Source organism: Streptomyces sp. V4I2, from assembly GCF_030817655.1.
Classification (GTDB): Bacteria; Actinomycetota; Actinomycetes; order Streptomycetales; family Streptomycetaceae; genus Streptomyces; species Streptomyces plumbiresistens.
The window spans coordinates 4,329,098-4,344,081 of sequence record NZ_JAUSZM010000003.1 but is presented as its reverse complement, the minus strand read 5'-3'; the positions used below and the strand labels follow the sequence as shown (position 1 = coordinate 4,344,081).

17 protein-coding genes are annotated in these 14,984 nt (G+C 72.0%); 12 read left to right on the top strand and 5 right to left on the bottom strand.

All coding sequences use genetic code 11. The annotated features are described in order from the left end of the window. The first annotated feature begins 231 nt into the window (after nucleotides 1-231). Complete coding sequence (locus QFZ76_RS20480) at nucleotides 232-1,032, top strand: class E sortase (RefSeq protein ID WP_307675103.1); 801 nt, start codon at nucleotides 232-234, stop codon at nucleotides 1,030-1,032. Nucleotides 1,033-1,107: 75 nt separating this feature from the next. On the opposite strand, the gene QFZ76_RS20475 is transcribed toward QFZ76_RS20480, so the two are convergent. Continuing rightward, nucleotides 1,108-2,520: an MFS transporter gene (locus QFZ76_RS20475; protein WP_307675102.1), complete on the bottom strand. Its 1,413-nt coding sequence runs from the start codon at nucleotides 2,518-2,520 to the stop codon at nucleotides 1,108-1,110. A gap of 69 nt (nucleotides 2,521-2,589) precedes the next feature. Between QFZ76_RS20475 and QFZ76_RS20470 the strand changes: the two genes are divergently transcribed. The 4 genes from QFZ76_RS20470 (at nucleotide 2,590) to QFZ76_RS20455 (ending at nucleotide 5,380) form a co-directional block, all read left to right on the top strand. Next, the gene (locus QFZ76_RS20470) at nucleotides 2,590-3,117 is read left to right on the top strand and encodes a helix-turn-helix domain-containing protein (RefSeq protein ID WP_307675101.1); all 528 of its coding nucleotides are present in this window, start codon (nucleotides 2,590-2,592) and stop codon (nucleotides 3,115-3,117) included. Between the two features lie 81 nt (nucleotides 3,118-3,198). Next, nucleotides 3,199-3,522, top strand: a complete 324-nt coding sequence (locus tag QFZ76_RS20465; protein WP_307675100.1) for a DUF6412 domain-containing protein — start codon at nucleotides 3,199-3,201, stop codon at nucleotides 3,520-3,522. Nucleotides 3,523-3,666: 144 nt separating this feature from the next. Beyond that, nucleotides 3,667-4,383: a YidC/Oxa1 family membrane protein insertase gene (locus tag QFZ76_RS20460; protein ID WP_307675099.1), complete on the top strand. Its 717-nt coding sequence runs from the start codon at nucleotides 3,667-3,669 to the stop codon at nucleotides 4,381-4,383. 139 nt (nucleotides 4,384-4,522) lie between these two features. Beyond that, a complete protein-coding gene (locus QFZ76_RS20455; protein WP_307675098.1) occupies nucleotides 4,523-5,380 on the top strand; it encodes a fumarylacetoacetate hydrolase family protein in 858 nt (285 codons plus the stop codon). A gap of 123 nt (nucleotides 5,381-5,503) precedes the next feature. Here QFZ76_RS20455 and QFZ76_RS20450 read toward each other — a convergent pair whose 3' ends face one another. The 3 genes from QFZ76_RS20450 to QFZ76_RS20440 all read right to left on the bottom strand — a co-directional run bounded on the left by QFZ76_RS20450 (nucleotide 5,504) and on the right by QFZ76_RS20440 (nucleotide 8,108). Beyond that, on the bottom strand, nucleotides 5,504-6,379 hold the full coding sequence (locus QFZ76_RS20450) for an LLM class F420-dependent oxidoreductase (protein ID WP_307675097.1): 876 nt from the start codon (nucleotides 6,377-6,379) through the stop codon (nucleotides 5,504-5,506). A gap of 113 nt (nucleotides 6,380-6,492) precedes the next feature. Continuing rightward, nucleotides 6,493-7,026, bottom strand: a complete 534-nt coding sequence (locus QFZ76_RS20445) for a heme-degrading domain-containing protein (RefSeq protein WP_307675096.1) — start codon at nucleotides 7,024-7,026, stop codon at nucleotides 6,493-6,495. Next, nucleotides 7,026-8,108 (bottom strand): Gfo/Idh/MocA family oxidoreductase, encoded by a 1,083-nt coding sequence (locus QFZ76_RS20440; RefSeq protein ID WP_307675095.1) that lies wholly within the window; start codon nucleotides 8,106-8,108, stop codon nucleotides 7,026-7,028. Before QFZ76_RS20440 ends, QFZ76_RS20445 begins: the two co-directional genes overlap by 1 nt. A gap of 56 nt (nucleotides 8,109-8,164) precedes the next feature. Between QFZ76_RS20440 and QFZ76_RS20435 the strand changes: the two genes are divergently transcribed. From QFZ76_RS20435 to QFZ76_RS20415, 5 genes are all read left to right on the top strand, one after another. After that, the gene (locus QFZ76_RS20435; RefSeq protein ID WP_373464327.1) at nucleotides 8,165-9,400 is read left to right on the top strand and encodes an ROK family protein; all 1,236 of its coding nucleotides are present in this window, start codon (nucleotides 8,165-8,167) and stop codon (nucleotides 9,398-9,400) included. A 345-nt stretch (nucleotides 9,401-9,745) separates the two neighbouring features. After that, nucleotides 9,746-10,525: a hypothetical protein gene (locus QFZ76_RS20430; RefSeq protein WP_307675094.1), complete on the top strand. Its 780-nt coding sequence runs from the start codon at nucleotides 9,746-9,748 to the stop codon at nucleotides 10,523-10,525. A gap of 130 nt (nucleotides 10,526-10,655) precedes the next feature. Then, nucleotides 10,656-11,435, top strand: a complete 780-nt coding sequence (locus tag QFZ76_RS20425; protein WP_266439107.1) for an HAD-IIA family hydrolase — start codon at nucleotides 10,656-10,658, stop codon at nucleotides 11,433-11,435. Nucleotides 11,436-11,563: 128 nt separating this feature from the next. Further along, nucleotides 11,564-12,142: a hypothetical protein gene (locus QFZ76_RS20420; RefSeq protein ID WP_307675093.1), complete on the top strand. Its 579-nt coding sequence runs from the start codon at nucleotides 11,564-11,566 to the stop codon at nucleotides 12,140-12,142. A gap of 6 nt (nucleotides 12,143-12,148) precedes the next feature. Continuing rightward, on the top strand, nucleotides 12,149-12,814 hold the full coding sequence (locus tag QFZ76_RS20415) for a class F sortase (protein WP_307675092.1): 666 nt from the start codon (nucleotides 12,149-12,151) through the stop codon (nucleotides 12,812-12,814). Between the two features lie 575 nt (nucleotides 12,815-13,389). Here QFZ76_RS20415 and QFZ76_RS20410 read toward each other — a convergent pair. After that, a complete protein-coding gene (locus QFZ76_RS20410) occupies nucleotides 13,390-13,515 on the bottom strand; it encodes a hypothetical protein (RefSeq protein ID WP_307675091.1) in 126 nt (41 codons plus the stop codon). Between QFZ76_RS20410 and QFZ76_RS20405 the strand changes: the two genes are divergently transcribed. Both QFZ76_RS20405 and QFZ76_RS20400 read left to right on the top strand, forming a co-directional pair. Continuing rightward, nucleotides 13,514-13,669, top strand: a complete 156-nt coding sequence (locus tag QFZ76_RS20405) for a hypothetical protein (protein WP_307675090.1) — start codon at nucleotides 13,514-13,516, stop codon at nucleotides 13,667-13,669. The genes QFZ76_RS20410 and QFZ76_RS20405 overlap by 2 nt on opposite strands. 257 nt (nucleotides 13,670-13,926) lie before the next feature. Then, nucleotides 13,927-14,946: a glycoside hydrolase family 6 protein gene (locus QFZ76_RS20400; RefSeq protein WP_307675089.1), complete on the top strand. Its 1,020-nt coding sequence runs from the start codon at nucleotides 13,927-13,929 to the stop codon at nucleotides 14,944-14,946. The last annotated feature ends 38 nt before the right edge of the window (nucleotides 14,947-14,984 follow it).

Here is a 14,984-nt window from a genome sequence, read left to right as displayed (position 1 = left end):
GTTGCGTGTGGGGTTGTCGAGGGGTGTGACGGCCCTTTTCCACAGCCCTTTTCCAAACCTGTGGAGGAAGGGGAAGGAAGGGGGAGGTAACTGTGCGAGGTGCCGAACAGGCCGCCGTCACAAGCGACCTGGAGGTCCGGAGACGTGGACGGGGCTCTGGCTACTTGCGGCCTCGGCCCCTATCGTGCGGGCGGCCGGTGCGGGCGGCCCGGGGGAGGAGGCGGTGCACCGATGCGCGTTCCCGTCGTACGGCACGGCACCCGGCGGCGCCGCGCCCTGGTCCGGCGCCTGGTGTGGACCGGCGGGGAAACCCTCGTCACCGTCGGGGTCGTGCTTCTGCTGTTCGTCGTCCATCAGGTGTGGTGGACCAACCGGGAGGCCAGGGAGGGGGCCGAGCGGGAGGTGCGGGCGCTGGAGCGGGAGTGGGACGTCAGCGGCGCCGAGGGCGACGCCGAGCCCGCCCCGTCACCCACGGCCACGGAGCCTACGGCCATCGAGCCCCGTACGACCGACCCGGCCGCCTCGCCGGAGAGGCCCGCAGGCGCCGACTCCCCCCGCTCCGGCTCCCCCCGCCCCGACTGGTCCCGCGCCTACGCCATCCTCACCATCCCCCGCCTCGACCTCCGCGTCCCCGTCGCCGAAGGGACGAGCAAGGGCGGGGTCCTCAACAAGGGGTACGTCGGCCACTACGCCGGCACCCAACAGCCCGGCCAGGCCGGGAACTTCGCGCTCGCCGGGCACCGCAACACGCACGGCGAGCCCTTCCGGTACATCAACCGGCTCCGGCCGAAGGACACCGTCGAGGTCGAGACCCGGAGCGCGGTCTACACGTACGCCGTCGACGCCACGCTTCCGCAGACCTCGGCCGGTGACGGCGGCGTGATCCGGCCCGTCCCGCGCTCCGCCGTCCGTCCCGCCTACGGCTACAGCGACCCCGGGTACTACCTCACGCTCACCACCTGCACCCCGGAGTACACCTCCAAGTACCGGCTGGTGGTCTGGGGCAAGCTCATCTCCATGCGGCCCCGCTAGGCCATTGCCAGACCATTGCTGGACCACTGCTGGGCCACCGCCAGGCAACCGCTGGGCCGGGGCACCAGGAAGGACTCACGCCCGCTCCCGGGCCACCCCCACACCCACCGCCGCCACCAGCGCCAGCCCCGCCGACACCACCATCGCGATGTCGGCCCCGTGCGCCAGCCCGGCGATCCCGCCGCCGCCCGTCGACGTCGCGAGGGCGATGGTGAGGGCGACTCCGGCGCAGGAGCCGATGTAGCGGAACGTCTGCTGTGCTCCCGAGCCCATCGCCGCCCGCCCGGCCGGCACCGACTCCACGGCGAGCAGCGGCAGCGCGGCGTTCAGCAGGCCGCTGCCCACTCCGGCGATCACGAGGCCGGGCAGCAGGCGGGGCCAGGAGCCCGCGTCGAGGGCGCCGAGCATGGTGAGGGTGCCGGCGGCGTGCAGGACGAAACCGAGGGCCAGTTGCAGGCGATGGGGGACGCGGCCGGCCAGTCGCCGCGCCTGCAGGGCGACCGCGAACGACAGGCCCGACCAGAGCAGGAACAGCCATGCCGTGTCCATCGCGGACAGTCCGAGGGTCTGTTGCAGCAGCGCCGGCAGGAAGCTGAACAGGCCGATCACGGCGAGGCCGGTGAAGAGGCCGCCGAGGGAGGAGGCGAGGAAGCGGGGGCTGCGGAAGAGACCGAGGTCGATCATCGGCGTACGGATGCGTCGCTCCACGACGGCGAAGAGCCCCAGCAGGAGGACGGCCGCCAGCAGCAACAGGCCCACCGGGGCGCGCAGCCAGCCGTCCCGGCCCAGGGTCAGGGCCGCCACGAGCGCGACCAGCGCCAGTCCGAAGGTCACCGCGCCGAGGAGGTCGGGGCGGCCGCCGCGCGGGGCGCGGGACTCGGTCAGCGTGCGGGCCGCCAGGGCCGCCACGATCAGCGAGGCCGCGCCCAGGACGCCGTATGCCACCCGCCAGTTCGGTATCGCCCCGGTGACGACCGGACCGAGCGCGATGCCGCCGCTCACGAACGCGCCCCACACCCCGGTGGCCCGGAGTCTCGCGGTCGGCGTCGGGTGCGCGTGGACGATCAGGCCGAGGCTGCTCGCGAGGAGGGCCGCGCTGGCCGCGCCCTGGGCGACCCGGGCCAGGGTGAACAGCCAGGTCGTGGAGGCGAGGGCGCCGAGGGCGGTGGTGATGCCGAGGGCGAGGGTGCCGGAGACGAAGAGCCGGCGGCGGCCGTAGTCGTCGGCGAGGGTGCCGGCGACCAGGAGGAGCGCGGCCAGGCCCAGCGGGGTGCCGTTCAGGAGCCATGCCTGGGCGGACAGCGGGGTGTGCAGGGCGGCGGCGGTCTCGGGGAGGGTGACCATCGGCGCGGTGTACGTCATCAGGGCGACGGCGGTGGCGGCGCTGGTGAGGGCCAGGGTGGCGGCGGGGCGTGGGGGCACCTCCGGTTCGGGTGCGGTGCGGGGAGCCTCGATGTCGACGAGGGTTCGTTCACTGAACCTGGCCATGCGACGTACCGTAGCAGCATCGGTTCGTTCATTGAACCAACCCCTCGCAAAGTGGTTACAGTGGACGCCATGGCACTGGGCAAGGACTACGTGACACAGGAGTGCTCGATCGCCCGCGCGCTCGAGATCGTCGGCGAGCGGTGGACGCTCCTGGTGATCCGCGACGCGCTCTACGGCGTCCGCCGCTACAAGGACTTCCTCGTCCACCTCGGCATCCCGCGCGCCGTCCTGGCCGACCGCCTCCACACACTCACCGCCGCGGGGATCCTGGAGAAGCGCCGCTATCAGGAGTCGCCGCCGCGCGACGAGTACGTCGTCACCGCCCGCGCCATCGCGCTGTGGCCCACCGTGCGCTCGCTCGGCCTGTGGGGTCGCGAGCACTTCTCCGCGGCCCAGCTGCGCTACTTCCGGCACGCGGACTGCGGCACGGAACTCGGCCCGTACGGCGAATGCCCCGCCTGCGCGACCGTCGTACCGGTCGAGGACGTCCTCATGGAGCCGGGCCCCGGACTCGATCCGGACCCGGCGGATCCGGTCAGCCGGGCGCTGCTGAAGCCCAGGCGGCTGTTGCAGCCTGTCCTGGTCGATCAGGTATAACCAGTCGATCAGGTATAACCAAGGGCAGGACGAGTAGAGCCAGCAGACGTGAGATGCAGACGTGAGAGGGGAGGGCCGAGCGTGATCCGTACGGTGTCGAAGCTTCGCCCCGCCGCCCTCCTGCTGATCCTCTTCCTCGACGTCGTGCTGCTCGACGCCGGCAGCCTCTCCGCCACCGTCGCGCTCGCCGCGACCGCCGCGGCCGGCTCCGCGTTCGCCGTCTGCTCGCTCGTCGCCTCGCGCTCCGCGCTCGCCGTCCCGCCCACCAGGGTGCGTACGGCCATCCGCGACCGTGACCTCCGTACGGCGTTCCTGCCCCAACGCGACCCCGACGCCAGGGGACGCACCCGCCCCCGAGCGCCGGGACACGCCCTCCCGGCGACCGTCGCGTGGGGCCTGCCGTAAGGCAGCAGGGCAGTAAGGCCGTAGGGCAGTAAGGCCGTAGGCCAGTAAGGCCGTAGGGCACCTCTTACGAGTCCGACCCCGCGCGGGTCGTCATGCCGACTCACTCCTCACCCCGGCACGACGAGACCCTCGGAGGGCTCACCCATGTCCGTTTTCGCCGATCTGGTCCGGCACCTCGCCGACCTGCTCCAGCCGCTGTTCGGAGCCACCGCGGCCGCCGCCGCGATCGTCCTGATCACCGCGTTCGTACGACTCCTCGTGCATCCCCTGTCCCGGGCCGCCGCGCGCGGACAGAAGGCCCGGGCCGCGCTCCAGCCGAAGGTCGCGGAGCTGAAGAAGAAGCACGGGAAGGACCCCCAGAAGCTTCAGAAGGCCGTGATGGAGCTGCACGCCGAGGAGAAGGTGTCGCCGCTGTCGGGCTGTATGCCGAGCCTGTTCCAGCTGCCCGCGTTCTTCCTGCTCTACCACACGTTCTCCAACACGCAGATCGGCGGACAGGCCAACGAGCTCCTCTCCCACCAGCTGTTCGCCGCGCCCCTCGGCGAGCGCTGGGCCGACGCGCTCGGCGACGGCGGGATGTTCGGGGCTCCCGGGCTCGTGTACGTCGGGCTGTTCGTGTTCGTCGCCGTGGTGGCCGTGTTCAATTTTCGCCGTACGAAGCGGATGATGGCCGCGAATCCGGCGATGCCGGTGGGGAACGGGGACCAGCCGGTGCCCGGGATGGGTGCGATGACCAAGGTCATGCCGTTCATGTCCTTCTTCACACTCGTCACCGTGGCGGTGGTGCCGCTCGCCGCCGCGCTGTACGTGGTGACCAGTACGACGTGGAGTGCGGTGGAGCGGGCGGTGCTGTACCGCTGACCAGCAGGGGACCGAGGTGGTGACGGTCCAGTCCGTGAACCGGGTATTGCGGACTGGACGCCGACCTTGGACGATCGACCAGTCATCCGATGGCTGCACCCGTCGGACGACGACCCCGCGATCGAGGGAGATTGTGATCATGAAGCTGCTGCGAGTCGGTACGGCGGGATCGGAGCGGCCCGCGCTGCTCGACGCCGAGGGCACCCTGCGGGACCTGTCCGGCGTGGTACCCGACATCGACGGACCGCTGCTCGCCGACGACGCGGCGCTCGGCCGGATCCGTGCCGCCGTCGACGCGGGTTCGCTGCCCGCACTGGACGCCACCGGGCTGCGGGTCGGACCGCCGCTCGCACGGATCGGCAAGATCGTGTGCATCGGGCTGAACTACCACGACCACGCCCGCGAGACCGGGGCCGAGCCGCCCGCCGAGCCGGTCATCTTCTTCAAGGCCGCGGACACGGTGGTCGGGCCCTACGACACGGTGCTGGTCCCTCGCGGGTCGGTGAAGACCGACTGGGAGGTCGAACTGGCGGTCGTCATCGGGCGTACGGCTCGGTATGCGGAGTCCGTGGAGGAGGCGCTGGGGTGTGTCGCCGGGTACGCCGTCGCGCACGACGTGTCCGAGCGGGAGTTCCAGATCGAGCGGGGCGGGACCTGGGACAAGGGGAAGAACTGCGAGACCTTCAACCCGCTGGGGCCGTGGCTGGTGACGGCGGACGAGGTGCCGGATCCGCAGGATCTGTCGCTGAAGCTGTGGGTGAACGGGGAGCTGAAGCAGGACGGTACGACCGCCGAGCAGATCTTCCCCGTGGGAGAAGTCGTGCGGTACGTCAGCCAGTTCATGACCTTGTATCCCGGTGACGTGATCAACACGGGGACGCCGGCGGGGGTCGCACTCGGGGCGCCCGAGCCGAAGCCGTTCCTCCGTGCCGGGGATGTGGTGGAGCTGGAGATCGAAGGGCTCGGTCGGCAGCGGCAGGAGTTCAAGGACGCGTAAACGCTCCGCTGGGAGGGCCGGGGACTGCGGTTGTTCGGCGGCTGCGGGCCGTCCGTGGCTGGTCGCGCCCACGCGGCGGAGCCGCATATGTCACAGCCCCGCGCCCCTGAGAAGTCGGTCAGCTCACGCCAGTAGGGAAGCCAGGCTCTGCCATGCCTTGCGCGGCAGGGCATCCCTCGGCTCGCCGTTCACCACCTGTAGTGCCACATGGTCCGCGCCCGCCTCGAAGAACGCGTCGATGCGGGTGCGGATCGTCGTCTCGTCGCCCCAGGCGAACAGGGCGTCGATCAGGCGGTCGCTGCCGTCGTCTGCGAGGTCGTCCTCCGTGAAGCCGTGGCGCAGGAAGTTGTTGGTGTAGTTCGGCAGCGTGAGGTACATGGCGAGGAACCCGCGGGCCAGCGCGCGGGCGCGAGCCGGGTCCGACTCCAGGACCACCCCCAACTCGGGGGCCAGCAGCGGGGCTTCGCCCAGGATCTCGCGGGAGTATGCGGTGTGCTCGGGGGTGACCAGGTACGGGATCGAGCCGGCGGAGCGGTCACGGGCCAGCTCGAGGCTCTTCGGGCCGAGGGCGGCCAGGAGGCGACGGTTCGCGGGTACGGCCGCCTCGCCCGCGGCGTCCAGTGCGTCGAGGTAGGCGACCAGGGCCGAGTAGGGGCGGCGGTACTGGTCCGCGCGCTTGGCGTGGCTGACGCCGAGGCCGAGGAGGAAGCGGCCGGGGTGGGCTGCCTCCAGCTCCGCGAAGCTCGCGGCGCTGTCGGCGGGCTCGTGCTCCCAGATGCTCTGGATGCTGGTGCCGACGGTGAGCGTCGAGGTCGCCTCGATCAGCGGTACGGCGTGGGCGGCGGCGCTGTTGCCGCCCAGCCAGACGGCGCCGTAACCCAGTTCCTCCAACTCGGCGGCCGCCTCGGTCAGTTCGCCGCGCCGGGCCGGGTCCTCCGAGCGCAGGCCGGCACTCCAGATGCCGTACCGTCCGATGGTTTCCTTCAAGGCGTCACTCATGGGGTGGGGGTCCCTCCGGTCGGTGGGTGTGCGGTACGTCGGTGCCAACCGGAGGGGGCGTCGAGATCTTCCCCGCACGCCAATGCGCCCGCACGCCAATGCGCCCGTACGCCTCACTGCTCCAGGAACTGCTCCAGCGCCTCCACGACGAACCGGTGGTCCTGCAACTGCGGCAGCCCGGACACCGTCACCGCGCCGATCACGCCAACGCCCTCCACGTTGATCGGGAAGGAGCCGCCGTGGGCCGCGTACTCGTCCGGGTCCAGGCGGGAGGACTCCTCGAACGTCGTGCCCTTGGCGCGGCAGCGGGCGCCGACCAGGTAGGAGGCGGAGCCGTAGCGCTCCACGACCCGGCGCTTGCGGGCGATCCAGGCGTCGTTGTCGGGGGCGGAACCGGGCAGGGCGGCGTGGAAGAGCTGCTGGCCCGCGCGGTGGATGTCGATGGCGACGGGGGCCTGGCGTTCGCGGGCCAGGTCGACGAGGAGCGAGCCCAGCGCCCACGCGTCGTCGTGGGTGAACTGGCGGAAGACCAGCCGGCGTTCCTGAGCCTCCAGCTCCTCCAGGGGCGGGGTGAGCTCCGGGTGGAACTTCGGGGTGATCTCCTGGTGGTGCGACTGGTTCGACTTGTTGTGCGACTGGTTGCTCATCACAGCGACACCGCCACTCCGTCGTGGGCCGAACGGCGCGCCGCCTCCAGTACGTCGAGGGCGGCGGCCGCCTCCAGCGCGGTCACCGGGTTGGGACCGCCGTCGGCCAGGGCCCTGGCCACGGCCGCATAGTAGGCCGGGTAGTCGCCGGGGAGGGTCGGTTCGGGGCGGCCGCCGCCGGTCAGGGGGGAGTCGCCGGCGCCGACACGGCCCCACAGCTCCTCGGGCTCCAGGCCCCAGTCGGGCCCCGGGCGGCGGCCTTCCTTCAGGTCCGCCTCCTGCGGGTCGAGGCCGTACTTCACGTAGCCCGCCTTGGAGCCCAGCACCCGGAAGCGGGGGCCGAGTTGGGCGGTCGTCGCGGAGGCGTACAGATGCGAGCGCACGCCGCTCGTGTGGGTGATCGCGATGAACGTGTCGTCGTCGGTCTGCGCGCCCGGGCGGCGGACGTCCGACTCGGTGTACACGGAGGCGGCGGGGCCGAAGAGGACGAGCGCCTGGTCGACGACGTGGCTGCCGAGGTCGTAGAGCAGACCTCCGATCTCTGCCGGGTCGCCAGACTCCCGCCAGCCGCCCTTCAGTTGGGGCCGCCAGCGTTCGAAGCGGGACTCGAAGCGGTAGATGTCGCCCAGCTCGCCCTCGGCGATGAGCTTGCGCAGGGTCAGGAAGTCGTTGTCCCAGCGGCGGTTCTGGAAGACGGACAGGAGCAGGCCGCGTTCCTCGGCGAGGGCCGCCAGCTCGCGTGCCTCGGCGGCCGTGCCGGCGACGGGCTTGTCCACGACCACGGGCAGGCCCGCCTTCAGGGCGGCGGTGGCGAGCGGGACGTGCGTCTTGTTCGGGGACGCGACGACGACCAGGTCCAGCTCGTCGGCCCGGTCGAACAGCTCCTCCGGCGCGGCCGCCAGGCGTACGTCCGGGAACCCGGCGCGGGCCTGCTCCTGGCGCTCGGGGTTCGAGGTGACCACCGTGTCGAGGATGAGGCCCTCGGTGGCGGCGATCAGCGGGGCGTGGAAGACGGAGCCGGCGAGGCCGTAGCCGACGAGGCCCACGCGGAGGGGAGTACCAGCAGTCTTGCGTCCAGTCATGGCCTCCACTTTCGCAACGCTGTTGCCAAAGTGCAAGCGCCGGGGAGAATGGGGGCGTGAACAGGGCGAAGGGCGGTAGCGGCGATGCGGGGGCGGGCGAGGGCGCGGGGGTGGTCGGTGGCCCGGCGGGGGTGAACCTGCGCGCTCTGCGCAGCCACAACACCGCACTGGTGCTCGACCTGCTGCGCACGGCCGGCACGGAGGGCATCAGCCGCCTCGAACTCGCCGAACGGACGGGGCTGACCCCGCAGGCCGTCAGCAAGATCACCGCCCGGCTGCGGGAGGAGGGGCTGGCGGCGGAGGCCGGGCACCGCGCGTCGACGGGCGGCAAGCCGCGGACGGTGCTGCGGCTGGTGCCGGGGGCGGGGCATGCGGTCGGGGTCCATCTGGACCGGGACGAGCTGTGTGCGGTGCTGGTCGACCTGAACGGGGCTGTGGTCGGGGAACGCCGGGCGCCGCTGGACCTTGGTGCGGGGGCGGAGGCCGTGGTGGGGGCGGTGGCTCGGGTGGTCGAGGGGTTGGCGGGGGAGGGGCTGGGGGCGGCGGGGCCGACTGCGTCGCCTGTTCCGCCTGCTCCGCCTGTCCTGCCTGTCCCGCCTGTTCCGGATTCCACGGTTAGGGCGTCCCTCTCCGACATCGGCTCCCTTCTCGGTGTCGGCATAGCTCTCCCAGGGCCCCTTGATCACGCCCGGGGCATGCTGCATCGGGTCACCGGGTTTCCGGAGTGGGACGGCTTTCCGCTGCGGGACGCGCTGGTGCGGCGGCTCGGGGTGCCGGTCGTCGTCGACAAGGACACCAACGCGGCGGCGCTCGGACTGGCGGTGGCGGGAGAGGGCGGCGCGGGCGGGTCCTTCGCCTACCTCTACCTCGGTACGGGGCTCGGTGCCGGGCTCGTGATCGGCGGTGCCGTGCATCGAGGGGCCCGGACCGGTGCGGGCGAGTTCGGCCACCAGGTCATCCAGCTGGACGGGCCGCGCTGTGAGTGCGGGAACCGGGGCTGCGTGGAGACCCTGTGTCTGGGTGCGGTGGCGCGCGGCGAGATCGAGGAGGCGGCGCGGGTACTGGGGGAGGGCGCCGCGAACCTCGTCGGCCTGCTGGACATCGACCTCGTCCTGCTGGGCGGCCGTACGGTCGCCGGGGCGCCGGACGCTTTCGTACGAGGGGTCGCGGCCGTTCTCGACGCCCGCGCCCGGGGTGAGGGGGCGGTACCGGTACGGGTCGCCTCCGGCGGAGTGGCGGAAGGGGCGGCCCAGCTGCTGCTGGCGCCGCTGTTCGGGCGGGGCGACGGATAGCCGGCCCGTGTGGTGCGTGCAGGTCGGCTGTGGCTGACCGGGGGTGGGTCGCGCAGCCCGGCGCTGACGGGGTGCCGCGCCTCTTTGGGTCGGGAGTCGCCCCAGCGGCACGACTGCCCGCGGATGACGGCGTCGACTGCCGGCGAGGTTGCCGGCGTCGACCGCCCGCGGATTGACGGCGCGGGCTGCCCCGGCGACCGGCGCCGCGCAGCCCCACCCCCACCCCGCCGGCGGAATCCACCGGCCACCCCCACCCGCCAAACGGGCGGAATCCACCCGTCACCCCCGCCCCGCCCGGCATGGCATCGCCGCCACCTCGCCCCCGCCCGGCATGGTCATGTGTTCATGCGACTGCCTATGCCCGTGCCCGTGTCCCTCTGTCTCGCAGCCGCCGTCGCCTTCCTCCCCGCGTCGGCGTACGCCGACTCCGGTGCCTCCTGTGTCGCGCCCGGCGACCGGGCCTTTCCGGTGACCACGCGGATTCATGGCGGGCCCGAGTCCTATGAGGCCGGGGGTGGTTACGGCACCTGGTATCTGGACCTGACCAACACCACCCGCCGGATCTGCGCGAACATCCACCCCGTTGTCGTCCTCGCCGACGACGAGCGGGCGCTCCAACCGTCGCAGCCGCGCCTGGAGTTCTACGACGGCACAGCGCGGGGCGGCACCCGCCCGCACCCCATCCGCTTCGAGCGCACCGACGCCGACGAACTCGTGGGTGTCTTCGCCGACGAGCGGGCCGGCTTCCCCGGCTTCACCGTCGGCCCGGGCCGGACCCTCACCGTGAAGGTCCGGCTCGCGGTCACCTCGGACGCCGTACCGAACGAGGTCACCGCCAACGCGGCCGTCGTACAACGCCACGACGACGACGGCGAGTGGATCGGCCAGTCCAACGACTACCGCTTCGGCATCGACAGCGAACCGAGCGAGGAGCGGGAGCGCAGCCCGAGCGCCGCAGCCACCGACCCCGGCACCGGCGAAGCCGATGAAGACGACAGGGCCGACCGTCCCGACCATGCCTACGAACTCGCCCGCACCGGCCGCCCCGTGGTCGTCGCCCTCGTGGGCACCACCCTGCTGATCGTCACCGGCGCCACCCTGCTGCGGGCCCGCAGACGCCGCTGAGCCGGTGCTGACCCGCTCCTCCGCCACCCCACCGGGAACTGGCCATTCCCCAAGATCCGGCCACTGTTTAGGCTGGGGGCGCATCCAGCACCGCGTACATGCGGCATGCGTACGGCAGGAGATCCCGCACATGGCAGACCGCAGGCCCATCGAGTCGTGGCTCACCGACATGGACGGTGTACTCATCCACGAGGGCGTACCGATCCCCGGCGCCGACGCCTTCCTCAAGAAGCTGAAGGAGTCCGGGAAGCCCTTCCTGGTCCTCACCAACAACTCGATCTACACCCCGCGCGACCTGCACGCCAGGCTGCGGCGGATGGGCCTGGACGTGCCGGTCGAGTCCATCTGGACCTCGGCGCTGGCCACCGCCCAGTTCCTGGACGACCAGCGGCCGGGCGGATCGGCGTACGTCATCGGCGAGGCGGGCCTGACCACCGCGCTGCACGACATCGGCTACATCCTCACCGACCACGAGCCGGACTACGTCGTCCTCGGGGAGACGCGGACCTACTCCTTCGAGGCCATGACGAAGGCCGTACGGCTCATCGAGGGCGGCGCCCGCTTCATCGCCACCAACCCCGACGAGACGGGCCCCTCCACCGAGGGCCCGCTCCCGGCCACCGGTGCCGTCGCCGCACTGATCACCAAGGCGACCGGCAAGCAGCCGTACTTCGCGGGCAAGCCGAACCCCCTGATGATGCGGACCGGGCTCAACGCGATCGGCGCGCACTCCGAGACCAGCGCGATGATCGGCGACCGGATGGACACCGACGTCCTGGCGGGCATGGAGGCCGGAATGCAGACGTACCTGGTGCTCACCGGCCTGACCCGGCCCGAGCAGGTGGAGAACTTCCCGTACCGGCCGTCGAAGGTCGTGGACTCGATCGCGGACCTCGTCGACCGGGTCTGAAACCCGACAGGGGCGGAACGTGCCCCGTTCGGAGCGGCGGAACGTCCCCCGTTCGGAGCAGTGCGGGCCCCGCTGAGGATGCGGGGCCCCGGCCGCCGGGGGAGGCTCCAGGTATCTGGAGGTTCACGATGCGTTCCCTACGTCTCACTCTCTGTACCGGCCTGATGCTCGCCACCGCCGCCCTCACCCCGGCGGCGTACGCGGAGGACGGAGGCGGTGGCATCGCGGTGACCCCCTCGTCCCCCGTCCCCGGCACCGACATCGCGCTGCGCGTCTCCGGCTGCACGGCCCGGACCGCCACGGCGGTCTCCGCGGCCTTCGTCGCGGAGGTCCGGCTTACCGGCGCCGACGGCACACTCGTCGGCGAGACGCGTATCCGCACCTCGCTCCAGGCGGGCGCGTACGACGTGACGGTCACCTGCGGCGGCGCCGACCGCAAGGCCCGCCTGACCGTCGTGGAGAAGTCACCGCGGCCGGACCAGCCGACCCATCAGCCCACCACCCACGCGTCCCCGGTCGCCCCCGTGCAGGCCGGCGGCGGTGGTACCGCGCACCTCGCCGCGGTCGAAACCGGCGCGGAAGCCGACGAGGACGCCCGTGCCACCGGTCCCGGTACCGGACACACCGTGATCGGACTGCTTCTCGCCGCGGCCGCCGCGGTGGCCGTCGTGCTCCGGAGTGCCCGCCGGAGCCGCGGGACGGGCTGACCCGCCATGTCCGACCACGAACGTTCCTCCGGCACCGGACGTCTGATCACCGGCATTGCCTGGGCGGTGCTGCTGCTCGGGCTGTGGCTGTGGGGGCGCGAGGTGACCGACGTACGGCACGGGACATCCGCGCCCACCACGGGCGACATGGCGGCGGTCGGGCGGCCGCCGGAGGTCGAACTCCCGCCCGCACACCGGCCGCTCGGCGCGGCCCTGCCACAGCGCGTCGACATCCCCTTCCTCGACGTGCAGGCGCCGGTGGTGGCGCGAGGGCTCGACGGGGCGGGGGCGATCGACCCGCCCCCGTTCGAGCAGTCCGGGGTCGTCGGCTGGTACGCGGGAGGCGTGAAGCCGGGGGCGGCCGGGACCGCGCTGATGGTGGGGCACGTCGACACCGAGACCCGGCCCGCCGTCTTCTACAAGCTCAGCTCCCTCAAGCCCGGCGAGACGGTCCGGGTGATCCGCGACGACGGCAAGGTCGCCGAGTTCACCGTGGACGACGTCCAGGTCGTCACCCGCGACCGCTTCGACGCCCAGCAGGCGTACGGCCCCCGCCAGACCGGACGGGCCGAGCTGCGGCTGATCACCTGCGGCGGCAACTTCGACCGGGCGAGCCGCAGCTACACGGCGAACGTGATCGTCTCGGCCTATCTCACGGGCGCGGGACTTTAGATCCGGCACCCGTGAGAAGACCTGAGAAGACCTGAGAAGACCTGAGAAGACCTGAGAAGACCCCAGGCGCACCGGAGTACATCTGCGTGCCCCGTCCGAGCGAGTTCAGTGCCCGGGGACGCCCGCACCCACCCCGGACCCACACCGGTTCCGCCGCCGACGACACCGGCTCCCTCGCCGGCACCGGCGGCAGCGGCATCCTGCCCGTGGCCGCCGCGACGGGCGCCGGCCGCACTGCTGCTCGGCGGCGCGCTGGTCCTCTTCGTGAGGCGCAGGCGGGCCTGAACAGAAGTCAGTCGCACCCGGCCCGGTCGGCGACCCGCTCCCCCCGAAGCCGCCGACCGGGCTGGTCCTCGACCGCGCGCGCACGGGTTGCGGGAGTAACCCGGCGCCGGCGCGGGAGGCTTGGAAGCCACGGAGCAAGTGAACGCGTGGCCGGGGGCCGGGGCCGTATGAGAAGACTCTAGAACGGATGTGCGCCGGGGCCCAGAGGCCGTGTGACGCCAAGTCCCGGCCGGTGGCTCTGCGTGATCCATGCTGGTGATGCCTGGTGCGACGCGAAGGGTACGCGGTTTCTACGACGGTCCGTCGAGCGGCCCCTCCACCTCCCGGCGCAGTCCGGCGTCGTCCGCGAGCCCTTCGATGACCGCGCCCGCGACCCGGTCCAGCGACAGCCGGCGCCGCCTGGCGTGCCGGCGCATGCCCGCCGCCGTACTGCGCCTCCAGCAGGTCGAGCGCCACCTCCTGGTGCCGGTTGCTGCCGGCCAGCGACACCGCCTCGCCGCCGTCGATGAGCATGACCCCGGCCGTCCGCGCGGAGAGCAGCTCGACGCAGTGGTCGGACATCCGTTGTAAATGGGGCGTGGTCTCGAAGCCGTCGGTGAGGGTGTCCGCGGCCTCCACCAGTGCTGCCGCGAGCCGGATCCCCCTGGTGGTGTACCGCATATGCGAGCACTCCTCTGCAGAGGTGGACGTGCCCCCCTGGACGGGCGCGCGCCTACCCCGACCATCGGCGCTGTAACAGCTCTTGGACAAGGTTCGGGCGGCCTCGTGGGCCACGTGTCTGGTGTGTCAGGATTGAGACTTGGAACGGTGCACCCAAGGGGGAGTGGATGTACGTCAGCAGGGGGGCCGGAACGCGGACTGCCGCGGTGGTGCTGGGGGCGGCACTGCTGGTGGCAGGCTGTTCCTCGGACGACGGAGGGGACAAGGAGAACGACAACGCCGGTGCCTCGATCACCCAACAGCCCAAGGGGACAAGCCCGTTCTGGGTCAACCCGGACGGCAGCGCGGCGCAGCAGGTGAAGGACTACGAGAAGGCGGGCAAGAAGGCTGAGGCCGAGCAGATCCGCAAGCTGGCCGAGCAGCCGGCCGCCGAGTGGATCGTCCCGGAGAACCCCGAGGAGCAGGCCCGCGGCTACACCGAGGCCGCCGAGAAGGCGGACCGGGACGCGCTGCTCGTCCTCTACAACATCCCGCACCGGGACTGCGGCCAGTTCTCGGGAGGCGGCGCCGCCGACGGCGACGCGTACCGGGCGTTCGTCGACAGCGTCGTCAAGGGCATCGGCGACCGCCCCGCGACGGTGATCCTGGAACCGGACGCGGTGCTGCACATGGTGGACAACTGCACACCGGAGGAGTTCCACGAGGAGCGCTACGCCCTGCTCAACGAGGCGGTCGGCAAGCTCACGTCCCAGAAGAACACCAAGGTCTACATCGACGCGGGCAACGCCGGCTGGGGCAAGCCGGACCAGATCTTCGAACCCCTCCAGCGCGCCGGCATCGGCCAGGCCGACGGCTTCTCCGTCAACGTCTCCAACTTCTACTCCACCGAGGACTCCATCGCCTACGGCAAGGAGCTCTCCTCGAAGGTGGGCAACAAGCCCTTCGTCATCGACACCAGCCGCAACGGCAACGGCCCCTACACGGGCGGCAACCCCGACGAACGCTGGTGCAACCCGCCCGGCCGGGCACTGGGGGAGACCCCGACGACCAAGACGGCGGACCCCCTGGTGGACGCCTACGTCTGGGTCAAGCGCCCGGGAGAGTCGGACGGCGAGTGCAAGGGCGGCCCGAAGGCGGGCGAGTGGTGGGCGGACTACGCGCTGAAGCTGGCCAAGGCTTCCGACTAGTCCGACCGGTCCTTACGTGAGTGGGGGCGCCCTCCGAA